The sequence below is a fragment of the Pseudomonas sp. Q12-87 genome (assembly GCF_001269755.1).
In the GTDB taxonomy this organism is placed as follows: Bacteria; Pseudomonadota; Gammaproteobacteria; order Pseudomonadales; family Pseudomonadaceae; genus Aquipseudomonas; species Aquipseudomonas fluorescens_S.
In genome coordinates, this window is record NZ_LHVI01000013.1 from 181056 (window position 1) to 207616 (window position 26561).

Annotated in this window: 20 protein-coding genes and 1 pseudogene; 11 read left to right on the forward strand and 10 right to left on the reverse strand. The window is 62.3% G+C overall.

The features are described from left to right. Positions 1-155 precede the first annotated feature (155 nt). The 6 genes from AD663_RS08740 to AD663_RS29055 all read left to right on the forward strand — a co-directional run bounded on the left by AD663_RS08740 (position 156) and on the right by AD663_RS29055 (position 6708). Positions 156-1853 (forward strand): sulfatase-like hydrolase/transferase, encoded by a 1698-nt coding sequence (locus tag AD663_RS08740; RefSeq protein WP_003179874.1) that lies wholly within the window; start codon positions 156-158, stop codon positions 1851-1853. Positions 1854-2000: 147 nt separating this feature from the next. Then, positions 2001-2669, forward strand: coding sequence for an ABC transporter ATP-binding protein (locus AD663_RS08745; RefSeq protein WP_003179876.1), 669 nt, complete (start codon positions 2001-2003; stop codon positions 2667-2669). Continuing rightward, a complete protein-coding gene (locus AD663_RS08750; RefSeq protein WP_371261170.1) occupies positions 2669-5137 on the forward strand; it encodes an FtsX-like permease family protein in 2469 nt (822 codons plus the stop codon). The genes AD663_RS08745 and AD663_RS08750 overlap by 1 nt, the downstream gene beginning before the upstream one ends. Continuing rightward, positions 5127-6197, forward strand: a complete 1071-nt coding sequence (locus AD663_RS08755) for a lipocalin-like domain-containing protein (protein ID WP_003179880.1) — start codon at positions 5127-5129, stop codon at positions 6195-6197. The genes AD663_RS08750 and AD663_RS08755 overlap by 11 nt, the downstream gene beginning before the upstream one ends. 66 nt (positions 6198-6263) lie before the next feature. After that, a complete protein-coding gene (locus tag AD663_RS08760; protein WP_003179882.1) occupies positions 6264-6506 on the forward strand; it encodes a hypothetical protein in 243 nt (80 codons plus the stop codon). A gap of 28 nt (positions 6507-6534) precedes the next feature. Continuing rightward, positions 6535-6708: a hypothetical protein gene (locus AD663_RS29055; RefSeq protein ID WP_003179884.1), complete on the forward strand. Its 174-nt coding sequence runs from the start codon at positions 6535-6537 to the stop codon at positions 6706-6708. A 476-nt stretch (positions 6709-7184) separates the two neighbouring features. Here AD663_RS29055 and AD663_RS08765 read toward each other — a convergent pair whose 3' ends face one another. The 6 genes from AD663_RS08765 to AD663_RS08790 all read right to left on the reverse strand — a co-directional run bounded on the left by AD663_RS08765 (position 7185) and on the right by AD663_RS08790 (position 14225). Beyond that, positions 7185-7703: an Hcp family type VI secretion system effector gene (locus AD663_RS08765; protein ID WP_003179885.1), complete on the reverse strand. Its 519-nt coding sequence runs from the start codon at positions 7701-7703 to the stop codon at positions 7185-7187. A gap of 301 nt (positions 7704-8004) precedes the next feature. Further along, positions 8005-9381 (reverse strand): VOC family protein, encoded by a 1377-nt coding sequence (locus AD663_RS08770; protein WP_053213573.1) that lies wholly within the window; start codon positions 9379-9381, stop codon positions 8005-8007. A gap of 86 nt (positions 9382-9467) precedes the next feature. Next, a complete protein-coding gene (gene glcF / locus AD663_RS08775) occupies positions 9468-10688 on the reverse strand; it encodes a glycolate oxidase subunit GlcF (RefSeq protein WP_053213574.1) in 1221 nt (406 codons plus the stop codon). Between the two features lies 1 nt (position 10689). Then, the gene (gene glcE, locus AD663_RS08780) at positions 10690-11748 is read right to left on the reverse strand and encodes a glycolate oxidase subunit GlcE (protein WP_053213575.1); all 1059 of its coding nucleotides are present in this window, start codon (positions 11746-11748) and stop codon (positions 10690-10692) included. After that, positions 11748-13247, reverse strand: coding sequence for a glycolate oxidase subunit GlcD (glcD, locus tag AD663_RS08785; RefSeq protein WP_053213576.1), 1500 nt, complete (start codon positions 13245-13247; stop codon positions 11748-11750). The genes glcE and glcD overlap by 1 nt, the downstream gene beginning before the upstream one ends. Before the next feature lie 48 nt (positions 13248-13295). After that, positions 13296-14225: an alpha/beta fold hydrolase gene (locus AD663_RS08790; protein ID WP_053213577.1), complete on the reverse strand. Its 930-nt coding sequence runs from the start codon at positions 14223-14225 to the stop codon at positions 13296-13298. Positions 14226-14485: 260 nt separating this feature from the next. Between AD663_RS08790 and AD663_RS08795 the strand changes: the two genes are divergently transcribed. After that, on the forward strand, positions 14486-15571 hold the full coding sequence (locus AD663_RS08795) for a diguanylate cyclase (protein ID WP_053213578.1): 1086 nt from the start codon (positions 14486-14488) through the stop codon (positions 15569-15571). A gap of 90 nt (positions 15572-15661) precedes the next feature. Then, a complete protein-coding gene (locus AD663_RS08800) occupies positions 15662-16900 on the forward strand; it encodes a M20/M25/M40 family metallo-hydrolase (protein WP_053213579.1) in 1239 nt (412 codons plus the stop codon). 157 nt (positions 16901-17057) lie between these two features. Here the strand turns inward: AD663_RS08800 and AD663_RS08805 are convergent, their stop codons facing one another. From AD663_RS08805 to xthA, 3 genes are all read right to left on the reverse strand, one after another. Then, a complete protein-coding gene (locus AD663_RS08805) occupies positions 17058-17411 on the reverse strand; it encodes a DUF6124 family protein (protein ID WP_003179902.1) in 354 nt (117 codons plus the stop codon). Between the two features lie 356 nt (positions 17412-17767). Further along, positions 17768-19102, reverse strand: coding sequence for a substrate-binding domain-containing protein (locus tag AD663_RS08810; RefSeq protein WP_157062711.1), 1335 nt, complete (start codon positions 19100-19102; stop codon positions 17768-17770). Between the two features lie 215 nt (positions 19103-19317). Then, on the reverse strand, positions 19318-20130 hold the full coding sequence (gene xthA, locus AD663_RS08815) for an exodeoxyribonuclease III (protein WP_003179906.1): 813 nt from the start codon (positions 20128-20130) through the stop codon (positions 19318-19320). Positions 20131-20307: 177 nt separating this feature from the next. Here xthA and AD663_RS08820 point away from each other — a divergent pair, with 177 nt between their 5' ends. From AD663_RS08820 to AD663_RS08830, 3 genes are all read left to right on the forward strand, one after another. Beyond that, positions 20308-20958, forward strand: a complete 651-nt coding sequence (locus AD663_RS08820; RefSeq protein WP_003179907.1) for an N-acetyltransferase — start codon at positions 20308-20310, stop codon at positions 20956-20958. 65 nt (positions 20959-21023) lie between these two features. Continuing rightward, positions 21024-22751, forward strand: a complete 1728-nt coding sequence (locus tag AD663_RS08825; RefSeq protein ID WP_053213580.1) for an autotransporter assembly complex family protein — start codon at positions 21024-21026, stop codon at positions 22749-22751. Further along, positions 22748-26422 carry a translocation/assembly module TamB domain-containing protein gene (locus AD663_RS08830; RefSeq protein ID WP_053213581.1) on the forward strand — a complete coding sequence of 1225 codons (3675 nt, stop codon included), beginning with the start codon at positions 22748-22750 and terminating at the stop codon, positions 26420-26422. Before AD663_RS08825 ends, AD663_RS08830 begins: the two co-directional genes overlap by 4 nt. 20 nt (positions 26423-26442) lie before the next feature. Here the strand turns inward: AD663_RS08830 and AD663_RS29275 are convergent. Beyond that, positions 26443-26529: pseudogene (locus AD663_RS29275) on the reverse strand (metal ABC transporter ATP-binding protein); the annotation flags it as partial. Positions 26530-26561 lie beyond the last annotated feature (32 nt).

A 26561-nucleotide genomic window follows, 5' to 3' on the forward strand; every position in this document is an offset into this window, starting at 1 on the left:
TTTACGTGTCGTTTTTGGGCTAACTTTTTTTTGACGCTTAGCTGAGGAGAGGCATTTCTTGCGCTTTGAAAGTCCGCTGCTAATGTGCAAAAACAAACCGCTTTTGATGTGCGGGAACGAACCGCTTTCAACGCTGTGCTTTGGTCGAGGAACACATGGCCCGATACCTCAAGGAACTGCTGCTGGTTCTCTATTTGCTCAAGGGCTACGGCTATTACTTGGAGCGGCTGGACGCGTTGGGCCTGGGGTTCGCGACTTTGCTGTATGGCGCGATGTTCGCGCTGTTGGTGGCGGCGCTGTGGCTGAGTGCCTGCATACGCCAGACGCTGGTCAGGCACGTGTTCGCCTTGGCGATGTTCGTCTCAGCGGTATTTTTCGAGGTCTATACCAGGGTCACCGACAGTTATCTGACCTACAGCCAGTTTGTTTCCATGGTGTACTCGGGGGGCTTTATCCAGGAGGCGGCTTATCAGTATCGCGACGTGATCATCAGCGCAGCGGCCAGCGGCTTGTTGCTGTTGTTCGGCATTGGGCTCAAGCCCAGGCGGTCGCTGTCGATGCCCGGTTACCTGCCGGTGGTCGCACCGGTGTTGGGGGTGTTGCTGCTCAGCGCGGTGTTATTCGTGCGAGCGGGCGAGGGGGCGCGAGGCCTGCCGGTGATGTACACGCCGTTGGCCTATTTGAATCTCTTCACCTACGAGTCCTTGCACAACACTATCGGCCCACGGGAACCAGTCAGCTTGGGGCGGCCATCGGCGGCGATCGACCACGATATTGTGCTGATCATCGACGAAAGCATTGGCGGAAACTATCTGGATATCAACACCCCGTTCGGCGTTCACACCGGCCTCAAGACGCCGCCGGACGGGGTGGATATCTTCAACTTCGGCTACGCGGCTTCTATCGCCAATTGCAGTGCCGACACCAACGTCACCCTGCGTTACGGCGGCACTCGCGCCGACTACATACGCATCAACAGCACGCTGCCGTCGATCTGGCAGTACGCCAGCAAAGCCGGTTTGCGCACCGTCTACATCGACGCCCAGCGCACCGGTGGCAATCTGCAGAACTTGATGACCGACCTGGAAAAAAGGGACATCGACGTGTTCGTCCAGTTCGACCAGACCAGCGTGCGCGACCGCGACATGGCGGCCGCGGCGAAATTGATCGAACTGCTGGGCGATGACCAGGCCGAACTGATCGTAATCAATAAGGTAGGGGCGCATTTCCCGGTGCACGACAAATACCCCGACGACTTCATGAACTACCGTCCGGCGTTGCCCCGTGGGCAATTCCAAGAAGTGGCTGACACCGGCAGGCGTGATGGATTCAATGGTCAGAAAGATGACTGGTTGCTGTACCGCAATGCCTACCAGAACACCTTGCTGTGGAACGTCGGCGAGTTCTTCAAGCGCATTTTCCAGCAGGCTGATTTGAGCAACGCGGTGTTGATCTATACCTCTGATCACGGCCAGGACCTGCATGAACGTGGCAACCCGGGCCTCGACACTCACTGCGGCGGCAACCCGGTGGCGGAGGAGGGGTTGGTGCCGCTGGTGGTGATCCAGGGCAGCCAGTTGCAAACCCTTGATTGGAACGCTGCCTGGGCGCGCAACAAAGACCGCTCGAGCCACTACAACATCTTCCCGACCTTGCTGCAGCTGATGGGCTACGACCCCGCCGGAATCGAATCGGCCTATGGAAAATCCCTGGCCCAACCCACCGATGACGACTTCACCTTCAATTACCGCTTCAACGCCCGACTGGGGGCGAAACCGGCCTGGAAGCACATCGACCTGGGCAGCATCGTGACACCGCCTCCTGGCCAGGCTGAAATGGCGGTGGGGCATTGATGGTGGTGGGGCAGTTTGCAGGGGGCGTTGAATGTACCGGCGCCTTCGCGCGCTTGAAAAGCACAGGCCAGTTGGGCAAGTTCATCTCTGGGGGCGATCACACAACTCCGCTATCCTGAATCTCATGTTTATCCACTGAGCCTGTTCATGCTTGAAGTGCGCGAGGTTTTCAAAAGCTATGCCACACCCCAAGGCCCGTTGCCGGTGTTGCAAGGCATCGACCTGACGCTGTCGCCGGGCAGCAGCCTGGCGCTGATGGGGGAGTCAGGCAGTGGCAAAAGTACGTTGCTGCATTTGGTCGCCGGGCTGGACAAGGTCGATCGCGGCAGCATTCGCAGTGGCGAGTATCGGCTCGAGGGAATGAGCGAGAGCCAACTGGCGAACTGGCGGCGCACGGAAATCGGCTTGGTGTTCCAGCAGTTCAACCTCATCAGCAGCTTGCCGGTGGAGGACAACCTGGCGTTCCAGGCGCGCCTGTGTGGCCGCTATGACGCTGCCTGGCAGGCTCATCTGGTGCAGCGGCTGGGGCTTGCGGACTTGTTGCGGCGTTACCCCGAGCAGCTTTCCGGCGGGCAGCAGCAAAGGGTCGCGTTGGGGCGGGCGCTGGCTTCGCGGCCGCCGTTGTTGCTGGCCGACGAACCCACCGGTAGCCTCGACGAAGCCACCAGCGATGAAGTATTGCAGCTGTTGCTGGAGTTGCTGGACGGCAGCTCCACCAGCCTGCTGATGGTCACGCACAGTCCGCGGGTGGCCGCTCGCCTGGCCCATCGCGTGGAATTGCATCGCGGACGGCTGGCGCAGGTGGCCCTGGGGTGATGATTCTTCGCCAGACCCTCAAGGCCTTGCTCAGCCATTGGCGCCAACACCCGGTGCAGTTTTTCAGCGTGCTGACCGGCCTCTGGCTCGCCACCAGCCTGCTCACCGGCGTGCAAGCCCTGAACAGTCAGGCCCGGGAAAGCTACGCCCGCGCCAGCCAACTGATCGGCGGCGAACCCCAGGCCAGCCTCAGTGCCCCCGGCGGCGGCATCTTCCCCCAGCAATGGTTCGTCGAGCTGCGGCGCCAGGGCTGGCCGGTGTCGCCGGTGTTGCAGGCGCGGGTGACGCTCAAGGGGCACGAAGATCAACGCCTGCAACTGATGGGCATCGACCCGGTGTCGCTGCCCCCCGGCGCGGCGCTGGCGGGCCAGGCGCGGGAAATGAGCGAGGTGGTGGAATTTTTCACCGACCCAGGGCGTACCTGGATCGCTCCGCAAACGCTGCAAGCACTGGAACTGGAGGAGGGCGACCGGCCCCAGACCGTCGACGGGCAAGCGCTGCCGCCGCTGCGTGTCCAGCAAGACATGGCGCCGGGCGTGTTGCTGATGGACATTGGCTTTGCCCAGCCGCTGCTCAGGCTGCCGGATCAATTGTCGCGGTTGTTGTTGCCCGCCACGTTCCGCGCGGCAGTGCCGGAAGCGTTCAACGGTCGTCTGCAGTTCAAGCGCGCCGACGAAGAGAACAACCTGTCGCGCCTGACCGAGAGTTTTCACCTGAACCTCGACGCCCTGGGTTTCTTATCTTTTGTGGTGGGGTTGTTCATCGTTCACGCGGCTATCGGGTTGGCCCTGGAACAACGTCGCAGCCTGTTGCGAACCTTGCGCGCCTGCGGCGTCAGTGCGCGGATGCTGGTCACCAGCCTCGCCCTTGAGCTCGGGGCGCTGGCTTTGCTGGGCGGGATCGCCGGGGTGCTCAGCGGCTATTGGCTGGCGAGCCTGCTGCTGCCCGATGTCGCAGCGAGCCTGCGGGGGTTGTACGGCGCCGAAGTCGCCGGGCATCTGAATCTCAGCCCTTGGTGGTGGCTCAGTGGCGTGGGCCTGAGCTTGCTGGGCGCGCTGCTGGCCGGGGCTGACAGTTTGCTGCGCGCCGCGCGCCTGCCGTTGTTGGCCCTTGCCAATCCCCAGGCCTGGCATCAGGCCCACGCGCGCTGGCTGCGTCGCCAGGGCTGGGTGGCGACATTGGCGGCGCTGGTTGCCGCGTCGGCCTTGATTTGGGGCGACAGCCTGGCCAGCGGTTTTGTCTTGATGACGGCGTTGTTGCTGGGCGCGGCGCTGGCCTTGCCGGTGTTGCTCAACCTCGCGCTGAACCTGTTGTTGCGGCGCAGCCGCTCGGTGCTCGGGCAATGGTTTGTCGCCGATTGCCGCCAGCAACTGCCGACGCTGAGCCTGGCACTGATGGCTTTGCTCCTGGCGCTGGCGGCGAATATCGGTGCGGGCAGCATGACCTCGGGGTTCCGCCAGACGTTCAGCCATTGGCTCGAACAACGGTTGACCGCCGAGCTGTACATCAACCCGCAAACCCCGGCCCAGGCGGGCGAGTTGCACGCCTGGCTCAAGCAGCAGCCGGCGATCACGGCGGTGCTGCCCAACTGGCAAGTCCTGATTCCCCTGCAAGGCTGGCCGACGGATGTCTACGGAATCATCGACCACCCTGCTTATCGCCAGCATTGGCCGTTGCTGGCGTCGGCCGGTGATGATCCCTGGGAACAACTGGCCAGCGCCGACACGCTCATGCTCAGTGAACAACTGGCCCGGCGCTTGAAGGTGGGCGTTGGCGATCCATTGACCATTCCCACACCCCAAGGGCCGTGGACGCCGCGCATCGTCGGGATCTACGCTGACTACGGCAATCCGAAGGGGCATGTGCTGGTCAATGCCGAGCATTTGCTGGCGCACTGGCCGCAACTGACGCCCAGTCGCTTCAACCTGCGCATCGAGCCTGCCGCGATCGGGCCGCTGCTGGCCGCGCTGCAAGACCGGTTCAGCCTGGATGACAGCCGCATCGTCGATCAGGCGCGGCTCAAGGGTTGGTCGACCCAAGTGTTCGAACGTACCTTTGCCGCCACCGCTGCGCTCAACAGCCTGACCCTGGCGGTGGCCGGAGTGGCGTTGTTCATCAGCCTGCTGACCCAGAGCCAGAGTCGCCTCGGCCAACTGGCACCGCTGTGGGCGCTGGGTGTGACGCGGCGCCAATTGATGTTGCTCAACCTCGGCCAGACTTGGCTCCTGGCGCTGCTGACATTGGTGTTGGCCTTGCCCTTGGGGATTGCCCTGGCCTGGTGCCTGGACGCGGTGATCAACGTTCAGGCTTTTGGCTGGCGCCTGCCGCTGCAAGTTTTTCCATTGCAATTGGCGCAATTGCTCGCCCTGGCGATGTTCGCCACGCTACTGGCATCGGCCTGGCCGCTGTATGCGTTGTACCGCACGCAGCCGGCGGATTTGCTGAGGACCTTTGCCCATGAAGATTAGAGTCGCTCTGATGCTGCTGGCGCTGCTCAGTGGTTGTGACGATGCGCAGCCGCCGCAGAAAGGCTTTGCCGGCCTCGGCGATCAGGCGGTCGCGTTCACCCCGGTGGTGCCGGGACGGGTGTTCAGTTTTCCGGCCGACCATGGCATCCACGATGGCTTTCGCATCGAGTGGTGGTACGTCACCGCCAATCTCAAGGATGCCCAAGGTCATGATTTCGGCGTGCAATGGACACTGTTTCGCAGCGCCTTGAACGCTGGCCCTCAAGCCAATGGCTGGCGCAACCAGACCATCTGGCTTGGCCACGCCGCCGTCACGTCCGCCACCGTGCACCATGCCGCCGAACGTTATGCGCGAGGCGGCGTAGGGCAGGCCGGCGTGCAGGCGACGCCTTTCGATGCCTGGGTCGACGACTGGCGCTTCAGCAGCGTGGCTTCGGCGGCCGACCCTCTGGCGGACATGCGATTGCAAGCCCATGACTCGCGCTTCAGCTATGCCTTGCGACTCACCTCGACCCGTCCGCTGGTGTTGCAGGGTGACAAGGGGTTCAGCCAGAAATCCGAACAAGGCCAGGCGTCGTACTATTACAGCCAGCCGTTTTTCCAGGCCAGCGGCGAACTGGAAATCGACGGCCAGCGCTATCAGGTCAGCGGCCCGGCCTGGCTGGACCGCGAGTGGAGCAGCCAGCCGCTGACCGCCAACCAGACCGGGTGGGACTGGTTCTCCCTGCACCTGGGCAGCGGTGAGCATGTGATGCTGTATCGCATGCGCCACAAAAACGGCGCGCCTTACCTGACGGGCACCTGGATCGATACCCGGGGCCAGGCGCAAACCCTGCAGGCCGGGGAAATCGACCTGGAGCCGCTGGACACTGGCAAGGTCGCCGGCCGCTCGATGCCGATGCGCTGGGCGATCAGGATTCCCGGCAAGCAGCTCGATATCACCACCGATGCCCTGAACGCCAATGCCTGGATGAACCTGCGCATTCCCTATTGGGAAGGTCCGGTGCAACTTCATGGCAGCCACGACGGCACTGGCTATCTGGAAATGACCGGCTACTGACAATTGCTGGAACTCCCCGCGAACGTCGACCCTCATAGGTTATGAATGTCTTGCACGGAGCCCGTGATGAGCGATGACCTCAAACCTCCGTCGCTGGCTGATTGGCAGCGGCTGTTCGACGACAAAGCCTATTGGCAGCAGTCCCCCGACGCTCATTTCACAGAGTTGATGCGGGTGGCTGATGACTTGTTCGGTCTCGGCGCCATCGACCTGACGCAATGGCAGGATTTGAAAACGAGGGCCGAGCAGCTTCACCAGCGCTCCCCCGATGCCAATGTGGCTGAAGAAGTCGCCGACCCTGATGCCTGACCCAGGTTGAACGACCAAGGAGTTCGCTATGAAGCACAGCCCCGATCAACCCCAGCAAAACCCTGATGACCCGGCGCTGCCCGGCGAAGTGGAACGCGACAACGATGCCTTGCGACCCAACGATCCGGCCAAGCGCAAACAGGAGCAGGGTCACCCCGGGGCAGGGGAAACCGATGCGCAAAAGACCGGGCGGCGTGGTTGAGGCCAGGCGTACTGGTCAATATATAAAAAACTGTTAATGAAAGTGTAACTTGCCGTTACTTTGCGCCTTTCATTGTCCAGAATTCTTGTCCGCTATTTATTTGTATAGATATTTGTACAAAAAAGTATCTAAAGATATGGATGCCAGTGGCGTGGGAGTTTCCTTGACTGGGCTCGGAGGCAGGCTCCAATGCGGCCACTGCGCGGCCGAGCGGGAGCAAGCGCCCTCGCCACGGGTTCGGTTTGCAAAGGTTTTGTGTAACTGTGACCAAGGTAAACAATTATTTAAACAGGCTCGCGGACATAACCAGGAAGTTCCACTATTATTGTCCCCGTTCGCCCAGTGTCAGGCTCTTTACCAGTGCATGGAATGCCGAGGCCGTCCCACTGGGCGAACACCTTTCGATGTCAAACATCACCCATCATTTAATGAACATCGGTCAGTAGAACCGACCGGTGCATGACGTTGCTTTCGAATTAGCCGGCGGCAGGTACACGCCAGTCGTCGGCACCCATGGTGCTGCACGCGACGTGATCCCACCTGATCTTGCGAAACGAGAAATGTACATCTTGCAGATGAGTGAAATGCGAATTCGCCGGGTCTTGGCAGTTATGCATGTAGTCCTTGATCTCGACGATGATCGCGTCCTCCAGCGTGGTGGTGTAGTAGTGCTCCTGGATGCCGGCGGCCGAAGTGCGGTACCACTTGATTTCAACGATGACCAGTACTTCGCCTTCGGTCATCGCTTGCAGCAGCAGCGGCGAGGCCTTGTCGAACACCTTCGTGACGACCAAGGGGCTGTGTACACGTTGGCCGGTTGGCTGTCCGGACTGTGGGTCGCGCGGAATGGATACCTGGTGTTGGAATCCCTGCACCATGATCTGGTCTGTGTGACCTTCCTGGTAAGTGTTGCCCACCGAATCGGCGGTAAACGCGCCTGCAGTGATCTCGCCTTGTTTGGTGCCTACGATGGACATATACGCTGGGGTAGCCAATGGATGCTCTCCTTCCTGGATAACTAAAGGGCCCCGGGGCTGGAAATCGCCCGGGGTGGCCTGACGGTTATCAAGTGCTGTGCCAGTTTTGCCAATGTCTTTTAAATCAATGGGTTGAAAAAGTCCGCTGACGAGTTGCCCTTCAGATACACCGAAAAACACCCAAGCAATTGCGCGGCTCAATGCAGCTCCTCGCACACTGACCAAACTCCGCGGGACCTGCACCGCACGACCTGCCCGACGCACCCAGCGGCAAGCCGGTGCTGTGCAATTTGTTGCCGTTTCGGCTGAAGGCTTGTGCCTACAGGCCCAACGCCGCCCTGCACTCATCGATGGAGCGCTGTTGCGTCTGGGCATACAAGCCCAGCTCATCGATGGTCGTGCACCCCAGCGCCTCTTCGAAGGCCTGGCGGTTGGATTGCCCGGCGTAATGGCTCTGGGCGGCATCGCCGAGGTTCGACTGGAAGATCCCTGCGGCGCTGACGGGCAGGAAATCCTCGTAGACCAAGGGTTCGGCACGCAGGTATTGCTGCTCCAACAGATGTTCGAGTGTGACGGACTGCCCGAGCGTGCCCTTGGCGGTGAGGCCCTTCGGCGTTACGAAATAGCGAAAGTACGCCAGTGCTTGCTGGCGCAAATCTTCAGCATTGTCGGGGAAAGGCGCGAAGTGTTCGGCCATCAGCGCGTTATAGCGCTCGGCGTTGGCTTCGTTGGGGAATTCCCCGAGGGCATCGCGGGCCGCGTTGAGCAATTGGTCGTAAAGCGCGCGGCCTTTTGGCGTGAGGGCGGCGCCGCGTTGTTCGATTTCGCCAAAGCGGGCGCTGTGGCTGCCCTGGCTCTGTGGCTGGTCGGTGAAGGCGACGGGCTCGTCGAGTGCCTTGAAACTGGTCTGGCGCAACAGGATCGGGCATTGGCGGCGGGGAGGGCCTTCGATCACGGCTTTGGGGGTGATGCCGTGCACCGGCATCTGGGCCTGGACGATATCGATGTCCAGGGTACGCGGCGTCAGGTGATTGATGTGTGGGCCCTTGAAGGCCACGACGTCGGCGATCAGGCGATGCTGGGCGCTCAGTTGCCGGTATTGTTCTGCGGTGACGGTGGCGCTGTGGTGCCAGCGAAAGGTCTCCAATGCTTGTAGGACGAAGTCATCAGCCTGCGGCGCCGTCAGGCCACCCTGGCGTTCGGCCAGATCGATGAGGTCGAGGGCGCTGGCGGTGAATATCTGACGTTTATCCAGCACCGATTCGGCAAACGCCCGTAGCTCGGCGTTCTCGATCAATTCCAGGCGCAGCAGCGAGGTGAACACGCGGAACGGGCTGACTTGCAATGCGGTTTCATGCACCGCGCGAAATGCGGTGGAATGCACCGGCACCCCGGCCGGCGTCAGGTCGTAATAACCCACCGGCTGCATGCCCATGACCGCGAACAGGCGGCCCAAGGTCGCCAACTCTGCGGCGGTGCCGACGCGGATCGCGCCATGGCGTTCCAGGTCCAGACGCTGCATTTCGCCGGTGTTGTGCAGGTGGTCGGCCAGGGGCGGATCTTCTGCCAGCACCTGGGCGTTGGTTTGCTCGACCAATTTCATCAGTGCGCCATACAGCGGCACCTCGTCGCGGTACATGTCGGACATCGCTCTGGAGAAGCGCTGGCGGATCAGGTCGGGACTGATGAAGCTCATGGCGGGCGTTCCTGGTTCGGCTGATGGAAAGTGAAGGAAAGATCGCAGCCTTCGCTTGCCCCGACAAACGAAGAATCTTCAGGACTTCATTCTGCCAGGGACTGATCCACCAGCTCGATCCAGTGCCGCACGGGCGTGCGGCCGGCGCCGTCGAGGTGGTTCTGGCAGCCGACGTTGGCGGTGACGATCAGCTCCGGCTGGCCGCTTTCCAGCGCATTGAGGCGATTGTCGCGCAATTGCCGCGCCAGGGCCGGCTGGGTCAGCGAATAGGTGCCGGCCGAGCCGCAACACAAGTGGCTGTCGGGCACGTGGGTGAGGTTGAAGCCCAGGCGCGTCAGCAAGGCTTCGACGCTGCCACCGAGTTTTTGTCCGTGCTGCAAAGTGCAGGGGCAATGGACGGCGATGCGTTGGTTCCTCGCCGCGCAAATCTGTTCCAGCGGTTCCTTGCCGAGTACCTGCACCAGATCCAGGGCCCGCTCGCTCACCCGTTTCGCCTTGGCGGCATAAGCGCGGTCGTGTTCCAGCAGGTGCCCGTAGTCCTTGATGAACGCACCACAGCCGCTGGCGGTCTGGACGATGGCTTCGGCGCCGTTTTCCAAGTGCGGCCACCAGGCGTCGATGTTCTGTCGGGCGCGGTCCAGCCCGGTCGCCTGGGCGCCGAGGTGATAATCCAGGGCGCCGCAGCAACCCGCCTCGCGGCTGGGAATGACGCTGATGCCCAGACGGTCCAGCACCCGTGCGGCCGAGGCGTTGGTGTTGGGCGAGAGGCCCGGCTGTACGCAGCCTTCGAGCATCAACACCGTGCGCCCATGCCGGACCGCTGGTCGCTCGCCCTCAGGCGCGGAGCGTCTCGGCAGTTTGGCGCCCAGGCTCGTCGACAGCAGCGGGCGAAACACCGTCCCCAGGCGCAGCAGGGCCTTGAAACGCTGGGGGCTGCTCGCCAGGGTTCGCAGGCCCAGGCGCAGCGCCCGTTGGCCGACAGGACGGGGCACGCTTGCATCCACCACGGCACGGCCGATATCCAGCAAGTTGTGGTAATCCACACCGGACGGGCAGGTGGTTTCGCAGTTGCGACACGACAGGCAGCGATCCAGGTGCAGTTGCGTGCTGGCGGTTGCAGGCTGGCCTTCGAGCACTTGTTTGATCAGGTAGATGCGCCCCCGCGGGCCGTCCAGTTCATCGCCGAGCAATTGATAGGTCGGGCAGGTGGCGTTGCAGAAACCACAATGCACGCAGCTGCGCAGGATCCGTTCGGCTTCCTCGGCGCGGGGCAGGTGTTTGGCTTCGTCGCTGAAACGGGTTTGCATATCAGAACTCCGGGTACATCCGGCCGGGATTGAACAGCCCCAAGGGATCGAGCTGGGCCTTGAGCTGGCGGTGATAGCGCAGCAACGCCGGGGCCAGCGGTTGGAAAGGGGTATCGGTGGCGCCATGACGGTAACAGGTGGCGTGGCCGCCCAATTCATGGGCCAGGGCCTGCACCGTATCGGCATCGGTTTTCAGCCAGCGTTGTGCGCCGCCCCAATCGATCAACTGTGCGCCGGGCAGGGTGAGTGGACCGGTAGGGTTGGGCAGCGACAGGCGCCACAGCGGCAAGCCTTCATCAAAAAAAGCCAGCCGGTGCTCGTTGAGTGCCGTCCAGTACTGATTGTCGATCACTTCGCCGCCGAAGCGATCATGGGCAGCGCTGACCGAACCTTCGCCGCCTTCCAGGCGCAGGTGCAAACAGCTCCCGTCGTGGCTGGCCGCACTCAGAGGCAAGGGCTGCCGGCCCCATTCGGCGAGTTTTTCCAGGGCTTGGGCGCTGCTCATTTCCAGGCGAATACTCAGGCTGTGGCGAGGTTTGGGCAGCACCTTCAACGACACTTCCGTGATGACCCCCAGGCAGCCGAAACTGCCGGCCAGCAGGCGCGACAGATCATAGCCGGCGACGTTTTTCATCACTTCGCCGCCGAACCGCAACAAGGAGCCGTGGCCGCTGATCAGGCGGGTGCCAAGGACGAAATCGCGCACCGAACCGGCCCAGGGGCGACGTGGCCCCGACAGCCCGGTGGCGACCATGCCGCCCACCGTGGCGTTGTCGCCGAACGACGGCGGCTCGCAGGGCAACCGTTGTCCTGCGGCGTCCAGGGTCGCGAGCAATTCTTGTAGCGCAGTGCCGGCGCGGGCGGTGATGACCAGTTCGGTGGGGTCGTAGTGGACGATGCCGCGATGGACGCGGGTGTCGAGCACTTCGCCGGCCACTTCACGTCCCAGGAAGGCCTTGCTGTTACCGCCCTGGATGCGCAGCGGCGTGGCGCTGTCCCGGGCACGGTTGACCTGGTCCAGCAACGACGCGCTGGCGTCGCAATTTGCTTCGCCGGTCATCAAAAGCGCTCCAGTTCGGGAAACGGCAACTGCCCCCCATGTATATGCATGGCGCCAAACTCGGCGCAGCGGTGCAGGGTGGGAATGTTCTTGCCGGGATTGAGCAGCCCTTCGGGATCGAACGCTGCCTTGACCGCGTGGAACAGCTTCAATTCGTCGCTGTTGAACTGCGTGCACATCTGATTGATTTTCTCCCGGCCGACGCCGTGCTCGCCGGTGATGCTGCCGCCGACCTCAACGCACAGCTCAAGGATTTTTCCGCCCAGGGCCTCGGCGCGCTCCAATTCGCCGGGCTGGTTGGCATCGAACAGGATCAGCGGGTGCATGTTGCCGTCGCCGGCGTGAAACACGTTGGCGACCCGCAGGTCATGTTCGGCACCCAGGCTGGCGATGCGTTGCAGCACCTGGGGCAAGGCGCGGCGTGGAATGGTGCCATCCATGCAGTAATAATCCGGCGCCAGGCGACCCACCGCCGGGAACGCATTCTTGCGTCCGGCCCAGAACCGCAGCCGCTCGGCCTCGTCCCGCGCCTGGCGTACTTCGGTGGCACCGGCCTGTCCCAACACCTGGCGGACCCGTTCGCAGTCGTCGTGGACATCGGCCTCGACCCCGTCCAATTCGCACAGCAGGATGGCTTCGGCGTCCACCGGATAGCCGGCGTGAATGAAGTCCTCGGCGGCGCGGATCGCCAGGTTGTCCATCATCTCCAGGCCGCCGGGGATGATCCCGGCGGCGATGATGTCGGCCACCGCTCGCCCGGCCTTGTCCACCGAATCGAAACTGGCCAGCAGCACCTTGGCGACCTGGGGCCGGGGCAACAGCTTGACCGTCACTTCGGTGATCACCCCCAGCAGGCCTTCGGAGCCGGTAAACAGCGCCAGCAGGTCCAGGCCCGGCGAGTCCATGGCCTCGCTGCCGAGGGTCAGGCGTTCGCCTTCGATGGTGAGGATTTCCAGCTTCAACAGGTTGTGCACCGTCAGGCCGTACTTGAGGCAATGCACGCCGCCGGCGTTCTCCGCGACGTTGCCGCCGATGGAACAAGCGATCTGTGACGAGGGATCCGGCGCGTAATACAGCCCGAACGGTGCTGCCGCCTGGGAAATCGCCAGGTTGCGCACACCCGGCTGAAGCCGTGCGGTGCGGGCATCCGGGTCGATGTGCAGGATCTGGTTGAAGCGCGCCATTACCAGCAAAACGCCGCTTTCCAGAGGCAGGGCGCCGCCGGACAGACCGGTCCCGGCCCCTCTGGCGACCACCGGTACATGTTGGCCATGGCAGAGCTTGAGCAGTGCCTGGACCTGTTCGACTCGCCTGGGCAATACCACCAGCATCGGCGTGGTACGGTACGCCGAGAGACCGTCGCATTCATAGGGCTTGAGGTCTTCGTCGCGGTGGAGGATTTCCAGGTCTGGCAGTTGGGCCTGCATGGTCTTGAGCAAGGCCTGTTTGTCCACCTTCGGCAGAGGGCCGTCGAGGTGTTCGTCGTAGAGGATGTTCATGGGTTATACCTTCGAAAACGGTGACCCGTGGTATTGCTTTTATTGGGATCATTGCCCCAATCCCTTGAGAAATTCTCGATACAACGCTGCGGTTTTCCCCGGCCGTTCAACCATCGGCATGTGGCCGACGCCGTCCCAGATCTCCACCCGCAAATCGGTGATGCCCTTGCTCCACACCGGCACGCTGCTGACGTCGATCAGCCGATCCTTGCGGCCCCAGAGCAGCAGCGACGGGGCGCGGATATCGGCCAAGCGAGGTTCCATTGGCGGGCTGGCGCGAAAGTCCACGAAGATTTCCGCCAGTTCGTCCCGGCGCTGTTCGTAGCGCTCGGCCATGGCCGCCAGCACCACGCTGGGTACCCAGGGTGGCGAGGCCATGGTCATTGCGTAGAACGGCGCAAAGTCGTCTCGCGAATCCACCAGGAATGGGTTATGCCCGGCGGCCAGGTGGCGCTCCATGTCGCTGGCCTGGGGGGCGGTGACGCCGGCCGGATCGATCAGCGCCAGGGTCAATACCCGCTCCGGCGCGGTCGCCGCCAGCCAAGCGGCAAGGTAACCGCCCATGGAATTGCCGATGACATGGACCTTGTCCAGGCCGCAGGCGTCGAGCAGTTCGATGACGCGCCGGGCCTGGGTCGGGATGTCATAGCCACCCCCGGCCTTGAAGCCGGTTTCGCCATGGCCGGCCAGGTCGGGCACCACCACTCGATAGTCACCGACAAAATGCCGGGCAAAGCGCAGCCAGAGGTTTTTATCGGCGCTGTAGCCGTGCAGCATCAGGATGCTGCCGGGCGCCTCATAAGGCCCACCCTGCCAGGTCGATACGGTCATCTCGCTGATGGGCACGGTGATCTTGTGCAGCCGATAGAGGCGTGCCTCCAAGGCCATGCCCATGTCGTAGAGGACATGGCCTATGCCTGGATACGTCAACCAGCTCCAGGCGATAAACACGGCTAGGACTACCCACAACACCAGCATGTTTTACCCTCCATGGGTCAGGACGCAATGTGCTCGGCCAACCTGGGCCCGCAGGCCAGGCAGTGATAAGTGAAGCTCAAACCCGGGAACATCGTTGCCCAATAACCCCCTTGTCATATATAGCCAAAATCCGGCCAGAGTCCCGCTTTTGGAAGAGAATAAATAACCCTGCATTCGTTGATGGCTATTTGATGGTGCCCTGATAGACTCCAGACAACCCTATCCCGATGATTCGGGAGACCCGCCGTGCAGAGGCCTGTATGCAAACAACGGGAAAAAAGGGACTGTCGTTGGCCAGGAGGCTCTATATCTCGCGCATCCTGGGCCTGACGCTGGGGTTGTTGCTGGTCAGTGCCGCCATGTATCCACTTGACCCGCCGCGGTGGGTCTGGGGCTTGATGCTGTTCAATGGCTTGGTCTGGCCGCATCTGTCGTATTGCTGGGCCCGTCAGAGCGCCGTGCCGTACCACGCCGAACACCGCAACCTGTTGATCGATGCGCTGCTTGGCGGTTTCTGGGTCGCGGCGATGCAGTTCAATCCGCTGCCCACGGCCGTCACATTGGCGATGATGGCGATGAACAACGTCGCTATCGGTGGCCTGCGTTTCCTCATTGCCGGGGCGGCGGCGCAAATCGCCGGCATCGTCGTGGGCGGGGTGATATTCCCGCTGGCCTACGTTCCCATGACCAGCCCGGCACAGATCTACGCCTGTTTACCCTTGCTGTGCCTGTATCCGATGGCGCTGGGTTGGATCTGCTTTCGCCAGGCCTATACCCTTGGCCGGCAAAAACGCGAATTGTTGGCCCTGAGCCGCACCGACAGCCTGACCGGGCTGCTCAACCATGGCGCCTGGAAAGACCGCCTCAACGAGGAATTCCAGCGTTGCCTGCGTCATCCTGCGGACGGGGCAGGGCGCGGCGCGATTGCGTTGATCGACATCGACCATTTCAAAGCCATCAACGACACCTACGGGCATGTGGCGGGCGACATCGTGCTGCGTCGGCTCGGCAAGATGCTCAGGCAGAATCTGCGAGCCGCCGATCTGGCGGGGCGCTACGGCGGGGATGAGTTCTGTGTGATTCTGCCGGACCTGACCCTGGCTAATGCGATGCACGCCATGGACGGTTTGCGCGAGCGTTTCGCGATGCTTGGCTACGAGCAGAACCCGGGGCTGAAGGTCCGCTTGAGCATTGGCCTGGCGGCCTTCAACCCGGACTATAGCGACGCCACTCTCTGGCTCAACGACGCCGACCAGGCGCTTTATGAAGCCAAGACCACCGGGCGCAACCGGGTCACGTCTCATCGGATCCGACCCGTGTTGGGGGCATCGGCCGTTCCTCTTTGAGGCGATCAACGAGACTTGCGGTCTAGAGCCTTGGCGGAATGTCGGGTAGGGTTGCCAGGGCACTCTCCGACACGAAACAAGGATGACATCATGACGATCACCCCTTTTCGCTCCCGTCTGGCCGCAAGTTTTGGCCTGAGCCTGGCCCTTGGCGCCTTCCTTCCCAGCGCGTTTGCGCAACCCCATCAACAAGTCCTGGCCGATGCCGAACAGTCCAAGGGCGAGGCGCTGAAACTGCTCGAGCGGCTGGTGAACATCGATTCCGGCTCCGGGTATGTGCCCGGGCTGACCCAGGTGGGCGACATTGCCATCGAAGAATTGAAAAAACTCGGCGCCACCATCGAGAAGGTGCCGAACTCGGACGGCACCCAGCACATCCTGGCGACCCTCAAGGGCACCGGTAAGGCGAAAATCCTGCTGATGGCGCACATGGACACGGTGTTCAAGGAGGGCTCGGCCGCCGAGCGTCCCTTCCACATCAAGGACGGCCGGGCCTACGGGCCGGGCGTGATGGACGACAAGGGCGGCATCGTCGCGGGCATCTATGCCTTGAAAATCCTCAAGAACCTCGACTTCAAGAACTACGCGCAGATCACCTTCCTGCTCGATGCCAGTGAAGAAACCGGCTCGGACGCCGCCACCGACCTGATCAAGAAAACCGCCAAGGCCCATGACGTGACCCTGAACCTTGAACCGGGTCGTCCGGCGGATGGCCTGGTGGTCTGGCGCAAAGGCAGTGCCACGGCGCTGGTTGAGGTCAAGGGCAAGGCGTCCCACGCCGGTGTCGCGCCGGAACTGGGGCGCAACGCGGCGATGGAAGCGGCACACCAGATCCTGCAACTGGGCAAGCTCGGCGACGCGGAAAAGAAAACCACCATCAACTTCACGGTGCTCCAGGCCGGCGACCGGACCAACGTGATCCCCGACAAAGCCAGCGCCAAGGCCGATGTACGGGCAGCGGTGCCGGAAGAATTCGACCGCATCGAAAAAGACCTGGCCCGGGTGTCGCAGGACAAGCTCATCGCCGACACCGAAGTCACCACCAGCCTCAAGCGCGGCCTGCCGCCGATGCCGCAGACGGCGGAATCGGATCGCCTGATGGCCATGGCCCAAGGCATCTACGGTGAACTGGGGCGCAAACTCACCGAAGAAGGCAGCGGCGGCGCGGCGGACGCCAGCCTGTCGGCCGGGGTTGGGACGCCGACACTGGATGGCTTTGGCATTGTCGGAGGTAATATTCACACGCCGGAGGAATATGCCGAGGTTGAGAGCGTGGTGCCCAGGATCTATCTGCTGTCGCGGATGATCATGGAGTTGGCGGGGCGGTAACGCGCTATGTCGTAACGTCGAACATTCATAGAGTGAACGCCTCGAAACCTGTGGGAGCGAGCCTGCTCGCGAAAGCGATCTGTCTGTCGATCAAGTGTTGACTGACACACCGCCTTCGCGAGCAAGCTCGCTCCCACAGGGGAATGTGCTGCTGCGGCTAGCGCGCTTCGACGTTGTCCAGCGCGCGGTTGGCCAGTAGTCCGCTCAGTTCGATCAATTGCTGGATGCCCAGGGCAACATGACGTCTCGAACCGTCCAGCTCGAAGGCCAGGTCGTTGACCATGGCATTGGCCGAGGCCAGGGTTTCGCTGAGATTGGCGAGCAGGGATTCGGTGTCGACACCGTTGATGACAGTGAAGAGTTGGTCGGGATCAGCCTCGGTCTTGTTGGTTTTGGGCTTGAGGTAGTAGTCGAGGGCGCGGTCGGCGGCTTTGTCGCGTTTTTTGGGGTGCGGTTTTTTGCGTGGCGAAGTCGGATCGGTGTCTGGCGGGTTGGGGGTTACTTTGAACATAGTTGAAGCTCCGATGCATTTGAAAAGGAGCCATCACCTGCTCGCTACCAAACGAATTGGGTGGTGGCCATACGAAGGTTGGTAGACCGGGCATCGGAGCCGGCGCCTCCGAAGAGGCCCTGCGCATGGCCACCAAAAAGCGAAGTGCATGACTGCACTTGCGGAGGGTGACGCTATGCACCGACAACCCGGGCTACCAAACCCGATCGCTGATTTGTCAGCGACCGGGAAACGATAAAGCCGGGCCTCCAGGCGCACAAGCCGGCGGATTCTGGCGTAGTTGTAGGCAATGGCGCAAGGCGAGGTAGCCCGGTCCTACATTGAAGTCAGCTGGATAAACACCCGGCCTTGGGATTTTAGTAGACCCAAACCTCCACCCGCCGATTCCTGACCCGTCCTTCGTCTTCATTATTAGCCGCCACCGGCATCAGCGCGCCGAAGCCGCGGACTTCGCGCAGGGTCACGCCGTACTTGACCAGTTCCCGCCGCACCGCCATGGCCCGCAATTTGGACAACAGGTCCGCCCGCGCCGGGTCGTCCTTGGCGTCGCCAAACCCCACCAGCGTCACACGTCGGTCGGTTTTGCCGTGCTGCTTTATATAGTCGAGCACGCGGCTCAGGTCTTGATGGGCCTTGTTGTCGAGGCTGGCGCTGCCTTCTTCGAAGCGAAAATTCACGCTCAGTCGCTGGGCCCGGCGGCTCAAGGCCTGGTAACCCTCGGGCATCAAGGCATTGGGCGTGACGGTCATGGCCTGGACGGTCTGGGCGACAAACCCGTTGGCCGCGACGATGGCTTGGCCCTTATCGCTCTGTGTGAACTCGACCAGTGCCTCGGCCCACGGATTCGCCTCCAGGGGTGGCAAATAAAAGAACAGGCGCCGGGACAGGGGATAGTCCTCGGTGGCGATTAAATGATTCAACGGCAACATGGGCTGGGAATTGCCGTCGATAATCGCCAGCGCCTTGGCCTGGCGCACGTAGGGTAAGCCGATGAAACCGATGCCTTGCGGGTCCTGGCTGACCGCGTCGGACAACTGTTCGCTGGACTCGAAGCGCCGCGCTGTAGGATCCAGCCGTTTTGCCTGTCGGTTGAGCACCAGTTCCTTGAAGGTGTCGTAGGTGCCGGATTGTTCATCCCGAGCATAAAGATGAATCGCCCCGCCGACGCCGCCCACCGACTCCCAGGTTCTGGCTTCGCCGCTGAATATCCGCGCCAACTGGACAGTATCGAGCTGACGCAGCGGATTTTGTGGATGAAGAATAATCGCCAGGCCATCGATGGCGATGACCTGCTCGGCGGTGGGACTTTTCAGATCGCCGAGGGAGGACAGGTCCTTCAGTTCGCTGTCCTTGATCGGTCGGGACGAGGCGGCCAGGTCGGCGCTGGCCTGCTTGAGGGCGGCGAAGCCGGTGCTGGAACCGTGGGCCGCGATGTCGATTGTCACGCGCCGGCCATCGGCGGTCTGGCCGACAATGCGCTGTTCATTGTCGCGCCCGGTGATTTCGCTGCTCACCCTGAGCAATCCTTGAGCCTCCATCAAACCCTTGGCCAGGGCTGGCCCCAGTGCCGCGCCGATGGTGTTGGAGCCTTGAAGGCGCAGGGCAGGGCCGTGTTCGGGGATAGGCAAATTGCCGGCCCATGCCATGAACGGCAGCCAGAGGCCGATAAAAACGACAACGCACAGCCGCATGCCGGTACCTTCTGAACCCGAGGAAGTGCCGGAAGATTAAGTCAGTGAGGTTACTGAAAGGTGACAGGGGGGCTAACTATCAACCAAACCCAGCGAAAATCCCCTGTGGGAGCGGGCTTGCTCGCGAAAGCGGTGTGTCAATTGACATCCATACCGGATGTGCCGACGCCTTCGCGGGCAAGCCCGCTCCCACAAGGGATACGGGAAGCTTTGGATCAGCCCAGTTGCAGCCAGATCGGCGCATGGTCCGAAGGTTTTTCCATGCCGCGCAGCTCATAGTCCACACCGGCGTCCTTGACCCGTGGCAGCAGGCCATGGGAGGTGAGGATCAGGTCGATGCGCAGGCCGCGCTTGGGTTCGTCCTCGAAACCGCGGCTGCGGTAGTCGAACCAGCTGAAGCGGTCGGTAACGTCCGGGTTCAGGTGGCGGAAGCTGTCCACCAGGCCCCAGTTCTTCAGGCGGGCCATCCATTCGCGCTCTTCCGGCAGGAAGCTGCACTTGCCGGTTTTCAGCCAGCGCTTCATGTTGTCCGGGCCGATGCCGATGTCGCAGTCTTCCGGGGAAATGTTCACGTCGCCCATCACCACCACGGGCTGGTCGTTGCTGAATCGGCTTTCCAGCAACTGCTGCAAGTCGTTGTAGAAACGCTCCTTGGCGGGGAATTTAGTCGGGTGATCGCGGCTTTCACCTTGTGGGAAATAACCGTTCATGATCGTCACCGGCACGCCATTGGCATCGGCGAAGGTGCCCCAGATGAAGCGCCGTTGGGCGTCGTCATCATCGCCCTCGAAGCCTTTGTGCAGGCTCAGCGGCGCCTGGCGGGAGAGCAGGGCAACGCCGTAGTGGCCCTTTTGCCCATGGTAATGCACGTGATAACCCAGGGCCTGTACGTCCGCCAGGGGGAATTGTTCGTCGTGGACCTTGGTTTCCTGCAGGCCGATCACGTCCGGCTGGTGCTTTTCGATCAGCGCCGCCAGCTGATGGGGACGGGCGCGCAGCCCGTTGATGTTGAAGGAGACGATCTTCATGGTCGGCTGTCCTGGCAAAACTGCGATGCTAGCTGACATGTGGGAAGGGAGCCAGCGTGGCAGTAGGACAAATGGGCTGCTAATGTCCTTTGCATGTAGGAACGATCACAACCCAATCGGGTTCGTACTCAATAAGAGCAAGGCCTCACCGAGCCTCGCCCCAGGAGATCCAACGTCATGCCTGAAACCGCCACCGCGATTGCCGACATCCATATGCTCGACAGCGGTTATTCCCGCGAAGCGCGTTCATTGCTGTACCAGGCGTATCGCCATGAGCCGACGTTCAGCTTCTTGTTCGAGTCCGAACGGCCCGGTTATGAACAGCGGGTACGGGCTACGGTGCGTGAACTGGTCAAGCAGCATTTTCTCCAGGACCTGCCGGCCATCGGCCTGCTGGTTAACGATCGCCTGATCGGCATCGCCCTGATCGCCCCACCACAACGACGCCTAGGCATTACCGAAAGCTGGGCCTGGCGCTTGCGCATGGTGTTGAGCACCGGTTTTCGCTGCACCCGGCGCTACCTGGATTATCACGCAGCGGTAGTTGCGTGCCTGCCGTCGGATTCCGTCCACGTGTTGCCGTTGCTGGGGGTCCATCCTCAATTCCAGGGCCAGCATTTTGGCGAACAATTACTTGAGGCAGTGCACAATTGGTGCGCGGTGGACGAACATTCCCAGGGCGTGGTGCTGGACACCGGCAACCCGCGTTATCTGGAATTCTATAAACGCCAGGGCTATGAGGAAATCGGTGAAGTGGCAGTAGGACCGATCCGCGAGCATGTGTTCTTTCATCCCAATCCGCAGGTCCTGCAAAGCGCAACGGCATAATCGGGCGAACTTTTAGGATCTGTCCGGCTCTATCAGGCTCCCAAGCTCGTGATAGCATCCGCGCCATGAATTTCCCAGGACGAATGACCAGTGGCGCGCTCTTGCTGTCCCTCAGCTGTGTGGCGCTGGCACAAAGTGAATTGGATGTACGGGTCAAACCTTCCGACGACGCACTCAAGGCCAACGTAGAGGGCTACATCGGTGGCGTGGGTGATCGTGACGAGGAGGCCTTGCAGCGCTTCAGTCGCGGCGCCGAAGAGCAGGCGCGCAAGGCCGCCCAGGCGCTGGGCTATTACCAGCCGCAGATCGACAGCGAGGTCAAGGGCGGCAAGACCCCACGGCTGATCCTGACCATCGACCCCGGCGAGCCTGTGCACCTGCGCAATGTCACCCTGCGTGTCGACGGCCCTGCAGCTTCCCTCAAGTCTTTTCGCTTACCCGATAACGCCGCCCTCAAGCCGGGCGCGGTGCTCAACCATGGTCGCTATGAAGACGCCAAGCGGCTGATCCAGAACCAGGCCTCGCGCTACGGGTTTTTCAGCGGGCGGTTCGTCAGCCAGAAATTGAGGGTGGATCCCCAGGCGGGTATCGCCGACATCGAGTTGATCTACGACAGCGGCCCGCGTTATACCCTGGGCCCGGTGCACTTCGAAGGCGATACCCCAATAGATGAAGACCTGCTGCAACGCATGGTGCCGTTCAAGGCAGGTACCGCGTATGACTCCGAACTGATTGCCGAGCTCAACCAGGCCCTGCAATCGAGCGGTTATTTCGAAGGTGTCCGGGTGGACGCGGCGCCCAGTGCAGCGACAGACAACGTGATCCCGGTGGCGGTCAAGCTCGACACTCGCAAGCCGCGCACCATGGGCCTGGGCCTGGGGTTTTCCACCGATGTCGGCCCGCGCGCCAAGGCCAACTGGACGCGCCACTGGGTCAATGCCCAGGGCCACAGTTACGGCTGGGAGACGGAGGTGTCGGCGCCCCGGCAGAACGTCGGCCTGTGGTACGACGTGCCGCTCGACCCGCCGCTGACCGATAAGATGCGCTACGCCGGCGGTTATCAATATGAAGAACTGGCCGACACCGACACTCTCAGCAAGCTGCTGACCGTGGGCCCGGAATGGCACAGCAAGTTGTCCAGCGGCTGGCAGCGGGTGGTCTCGCTCAAGTGGCAGCGTGAGGAATACCGCCTCGGTGACGACTCGGGCCTGAGCACATTGCTGATGCCGGGCCTCAGCTATTCCTACTTGCGCAGCGATAACCGCATCGATCCGCACAACGGCTATCGCCTGCAGTTCGACACCAAGGTGGCCAAGGAGGGGCTCGGGTCGGACAACAACCTTGTATATGGCACCGCCATGGTCAAGGGCCTGACCACGGTGTTCGACAAACATCGCCTGCTGGCCCGGGCCCAGGTCGGCGGCAGCGCTACCAATGGCTATAGATCGATCCCGCCGTCCCTGCGCTTTTTTGCCGGGGGCGACCAGAGCGTGCGCGGTTATGACTACCAGAGCCTGTCGCCGGAGAATTCCGAGGGCGACCGTATCGGCGGGCGCTACATGATCGCCGGCAGCCTCGAGTATCAATATTCAATCGCGGAAAAATGGCGGGTGGCGACGTTCATCGACCAAGGCAACTCTTTCAACAGCCTTGAACTGCCGAGTCTCAAGACCGGCGTAGGCGTTGGCGTGCGCTGGGTGTCGCCAGTGGGCCCGATCCGCCTCGACCTGGCCCATGCGCTGGACGACGAGGGCGGCATTCGATTGCACTTTTCCATGGGGCCCGAGCTGTGAAGCGTGGTTTGAAAAGAACACTACTGGCGCTGGCTGGTTTGCTGGTGGTGGCGGTACTGGCGTTAAGCACCGTGCTGGGGACGAGCTTTGGCAGCCGTTGGGCCCTGGGCCTTGTGCCTGGCCTGAGGGTGGAGAATTTCCAGGGACGATTGGGCGGGCAATGGAGCGCCGATCACCTGTTGTGGGAGCAGGACGCCAGTCGATTGGAGCTGGATCGGCTGATCTTCGCCTGGTCGCCGCTGTGCCTGGCGCGCATGACGTTGTGCATCGATCAGCTCAAGGCCGACACGGTCAGTCTGCAATTGCCTGAGTCTGCCGATGAGCCAAGCAGCGGCCCCGTCACCTTGCCCGACCTGGATTTGCCGATCGCCATCGAATTGGGCGACGTGCAGATTGGCAGCTTGTTGTTCAACGGCAGCGAACAGCTCAAAGGCTTGCAACTGGCCGCCCACTGGACCACCGAGGGCTTGCAGATCGACTCGGTGCAATTGCAGCGTGACGAGCTGAGTCTGAAGCTGTCCGGGTTGTTGAAGCCGGGCGGCGATTGGCCTTTGCATGCTGAAGGTCAGCTCACCTTGCCGGCACCGGGCGCCACGCCGTGGATCCTGGATCTGAAAGTCGATGGCGATCTGCTCAAGACCCTCTACCTCAACGCCGACAGCAGCGGCTACCTGCAAGGCCACTTGGTCGGTGAACTGCAACCGCTCGCCGACAACCTGCCGGCCAAGGTGCGCATCACCGCCGACGGCTTCAAGGCCAGCGCCGACCTGCCGGACACGCTGGTGCTCAATCAGCTTGAATTGAGCGGTGAAGGCGATCTGAAAAACGGCTACCAATTGCTCGGCAAGGCAACGCTACCGGCCGAGAGAGGGCCGGTGGCGCTGCATCTGCAAGGAACAGTCGACGCCAATGGCGCACAGATCGCCGGCCTGGATCTTGATGCCGGCGACCAGCAGAGCCTGAAGCTCACCGGCCAGTTGGACTGGCGTGAAGGCCTGAGCGCCGATGCGAAAGTGGCGTGGCTGGATTTTCCCTGGCATCGCCTTTATCCGCTGATCGACGAACCCCAAGTAACGCTGCGCAGTTTCGCCGGGGAAGTTTCGTACACCGATGGCAAATACCTGGGCAACTTCCAGGCGGCGCTGGACGGTCCTGCCGGCGCTTTCAGCCTGGGCAGCCCATTCAGCGGCGACCTGACGCAAGTGCATTTGCCAGAACTCAAGCTCACCGCAGGGCAAGGCAAGGCCGAAGGACACGTGGACCTGCAGTTTGCCAACGGCATCGCCTGGGACACGGCGCTGCAATTGTCGGCGATCAACCCGGCGTACTGGCTTGGTGAATTGCCCGGTACGTTGGCCGGGCCGTTGCGCAGCAAAGGGTCGGTGCAAAACGGTGCCCTCAGCCTCGACGCAGACCTGGACCTCAAGGGCAAACTGCGCGGCCAACCGGCGTTGTTCCAGGCCAAGGCCAGCGGCACCGGCGAGCAGTGGAACCTCAGCGCCCTGGACATCCGCCTGGGCGACAACCGCATCAGCGGCACTGGCAGCCTGCAACAGAAGCTCACCGGCCAGATCGACATCAAGCTTGCGCGCCTGGCCCAGCTCTGGCCGCAATTGCGCGGGCAGGTCATCGGTCGCGTCGACGTGGCCGGTACGCTGAAGGTGCCCCAAGGCAAGCTCGGCCTGCAAGGCTCGCAGCTGGCATTCCAGGACAATCACCTGCAAAGCCTTAATCTGGACGCGACGCTCGACAGTGCGCAACGGGGCAAAGTCGATCTCAAGGCCAGCGGCATCCGCGCCGGTGAAACCTCGCTGGGCGTGCTGACGGTAAGCGGGCAGGGCGACATCCGCCAGCAAAAACTCAGCCTGGACCTGCAAGGGCCGCAACTCGACACCAGCCTGGTGCTCGACGGCATGCTCGACCAAGGCAACTGGCGCGGGCGCCTGGCCAGTGGCGAGGTCCAGGCCGGCGGTCAGGATTGGCGCCTGCAAGCCCCGGCGAAGCTGGAACGCCTGGCCAACGGTACACTCAGCATCGGCGCCCATTGCTGGCGTTCCGGCCCGGCCAGCCTGTGTGGTGAAGACCAGCGCCTGATGCCGGAGCCCAAGCTGCGTTATCACCTCAAGCAGTTCCCCATCGAAAGCCTGGCCCAGTGGATGCCCAAGGATTTCGCCTGGCAGGGCCGCCTCAATGCCGACCTGCAACTGGACCTGCCGGCCAGCGGGCCAAATGGCCAGATTTTGGTGGATGCCAGCGGCGGGACCCTGCGGATCCGGGACAAGGAGCAGTGGCTGGACTTCCCGTACCAGACCTTGACGCTCGACAGCCGCCTGACCTCGAAACGCATCGACACCCGCCTGAATTTCGTCGGTGCCAGGCTTGGCGAATTGATGCTTCAAACGCAGATCAACCCACTGCCGGCCAGCAAGCCGTTGAGCGGTTCGTTCCGCCTGACCGGCCTGGACCTGTCCGTGGCTCGGCCGTTCGTGCCGATGGTGGAAACCCTGACCGGCCATCTGAATGGCAGTGGCACCTTGTCCGGTGGTTTGCTTGAGCCCCAGGTCAACGGCAACCTGACGCTCAGCGACGGTGAAGTGTCGGGCCCTGAACTGCCGGTCAGCCTCGAAGCCTTGCAGGTGCGGGCAATGATTGCCGGGGAAACGGTACGGTTGGATGGCGACTGGAAAAGCGGCAAGAGCGGGCAGGGCACGCTGAAGGGGAATATTGGCTGGGGCGAAGCCCTGTCCCTGGACCTGGCGCTCAAGGGCTCGCAACTGCCGGTCACGGTCGAGCCGTATGCGGTACTGGACGTGGCGCCCGACCTCAACATCACGATGCACGGCGAGCGGCTTTCGATTGCTGGCAAGGTCTTGGTGCCCAAGGGCGAGATCACCGTCCGTGAGTTGCCGCCGTCTACCGTCAAGGTGTCGGATGACACGGTGATCGTCGGCCACCAGACCGAGGAGGGCAAGACACCGATCGCCATGGCGATGGACATCGATGTGATCGTCGGCCAAGAGAAACTGGCCTTTTCCGGGTTCGGGCTGACGGCCAACGTGCAGGGCCAGGTGCACATCGGCGACAACCTCGACACCCGTGGCGAGCTCTGGCTCAACGACGGTCGTTACCGGGCCTATGGGCAGCGGCTGACGGTGCGTCGGGCACGGCTGCTGTTCGCCGGGCCCATCGATCAGCCGTACCTGGACATCGAAGCGATCCGCCAGACCGACGATGTAATCGCCGGCATCCGCCTGAGCGGCAGCGCCGAGCAGCCGACCACGCAGATTTTCTCGGAACCGGCGATGAGCCAGGAGCAGGCCTTGTCCTACCTGGTGCTGGGCCGGCCGCTGAGTACCACGGGCGAAGACAACAACATGCTCGCCCAGGCGGCGTTGGGCCTGGGGTTGATGGGGAGCTCGGGCGTGACCACCAGCCTTGCCAATAATCTGGGGATCGAGGATTTCCAGCTCGACACCCAGGGCAGCGGCGAGGCCACCAGCGTGGTCGCCAGCGGTAATCTGTCGGAGAAACTCAGCTTGCGTTATGGCGTCGGTGTGTTCGAGCCGGCCAACACCATTGCCCTGCGCTACAAGCTCAGCAAGAAGGTCTATCTGGAGGCCGCCAGCGGCGTCGCCAGTTCGCTGGATATCTTCTACAAGCGCGATTTCTGAACCCTTTCACCACATCAATGTGGGAGCGGGCTTGCTCGCGAATGCGGTGTGTCATTTAACAGATGAGTTGACTGATCTAACGCCTTCGCGAGCAAGCCCGCTCCCACATTTCTCTACGTTTGTCTGTCAGTTAGTAGCA

What these genes read in the sequence shown, in the direction of transcription:
- AD663_RS08790 (WP_053213577.1), bottom strand. Translation starts at nt 14,225, where the DNA reads ATGCTGGTGTTGTGGGTAGTCCTAGCCGTGTTTATCGCCTGGAGCTGG.
- AD663_RS08740 (WP_003179874.1), top strand. Translation starts at nt 156, where the DNA reads ATGGCCCGATACCTCAAGGAACTGCTGCTGGTTCTCTATTTGCTCAAG.
- AD663_RS08820 (WP_003179907.1), top strand. Translation starts at nt 20,308, where the DNA reads ATGCCTGAAACCGCCACCGCGATTGCCGACATCCATATGCTCGACAGC.
- AD663_RS08805 (WP_003179902.1), bottom strand. Translation starts at nt 17,411, where the DNA reads ATGTTCAAAGTAACCCCCAACCCGCCAGACACCGATCCGACTTCGCCA.
- AD663_RS08795 (WP_053213578.1), top strand. Translation starts at nt 14,486, where the DNA reads ATGCAAACAACGGGAAAAAAGGGACTGTCGTTGGCCAGGAGGCTCTAT.
- glcF (WP_053213574.1), bottom strand. Translation starts at nt 10,688, where the DNA reads ATGCAAACCCGTTTCAGCGACGAAGCCAAACACCTGCCCCGCGCCGAG.
- AD663_RS08770 (WP_053213573.1), bottom strand. Translation starts at nt 9,381, where the DNA reads ATGAGCTTCATCAGTCCCGACCTGATCCGCCAGCGCTTCTCCAGAGCG.
- AD663_RS08750 (WP_371261170.1), top strand. Translation starts at nt 2,669, where the DNA reads ATGATTCTTCGCCAGACCCTCAAGGCCTTGCTCAGCCATTGGCGCCAA.
- AD663_RS08810 (WP_157062711.1), bottom strand. Translation starts at nt 19,102, where the DNA reads ATGCGGCTGTGCGTTGTCGTTTTTATCGGCCTCTGGCTGCCGTTCATG.
- AD663_RS29055 (WP_003179884.1), top strand. Translation starts at nt 6,535, where the DNA reads ATGAAGCACAGCCCCGATCAACCCCAGCAAAACCCTGATGACCCGGCG.
- xthA (WP_003179906.1), bottom strand. Translation starts at nt 20,130, where the DNA reads ATGAAGATCGTCTCCTTCAACATCAACGGGCTGCGCGCCCGTCCCCAT.
- glcE (WP_053213575.1), bottom strand. Translation starts at nt 11,748, where the DNA reads ATGACCGGCGAAGCAAATTGCGACGCCAGCGCGTCGTTGCTGGACCAG.
- glcD (WP_053213576.1), bottom strand. Translation starts at nt 13,247, where the DNA reads ATGAACATCCTCTACGACGAACACCTCGACGGCCCTCTGCCGAAGGTG.
- AD663_RS08825 (WP_053213580.1), top strand. Translation starts at nt 21,024, where the DNA reads ATGAATTTCCCAGGACGAATGACCAGTGGCGCGCTCTTGCTGTCCCTC.
- AD663_RS08800 (WP_053213579.1), top strand. Translation starts at nt 15,662, where the DNA reads ATGACGATCACCCCTTTTCGCTCCCGTCTGGCCGCAAGTTTTGGCCTG.
- AD663_RS08760 (WP_003179882.1), top strand. Translation starts at nt 6,264, where the DNA reads ATGAGCGATGACCTCAAACCTCCGTCGCTGGCTGATTGGCAGCGGCTG.
- AD663_RS08755 (WP_003179880.1), top strand. Translation starts at nt 5,127, where the DNA reads ATGAAGATTAGAGTCGCTCTGATGCTGCTGGCGCTGCTCAGTGGTTGT.
- AD663_RS08745 (WP_003179876.1), top strand. Translation starts at nt 2,001, where the DNA reads ATGCTTGAAGTGCGCGAGGTTTTCAAAAGCTATGCCACACCCCAAGGC.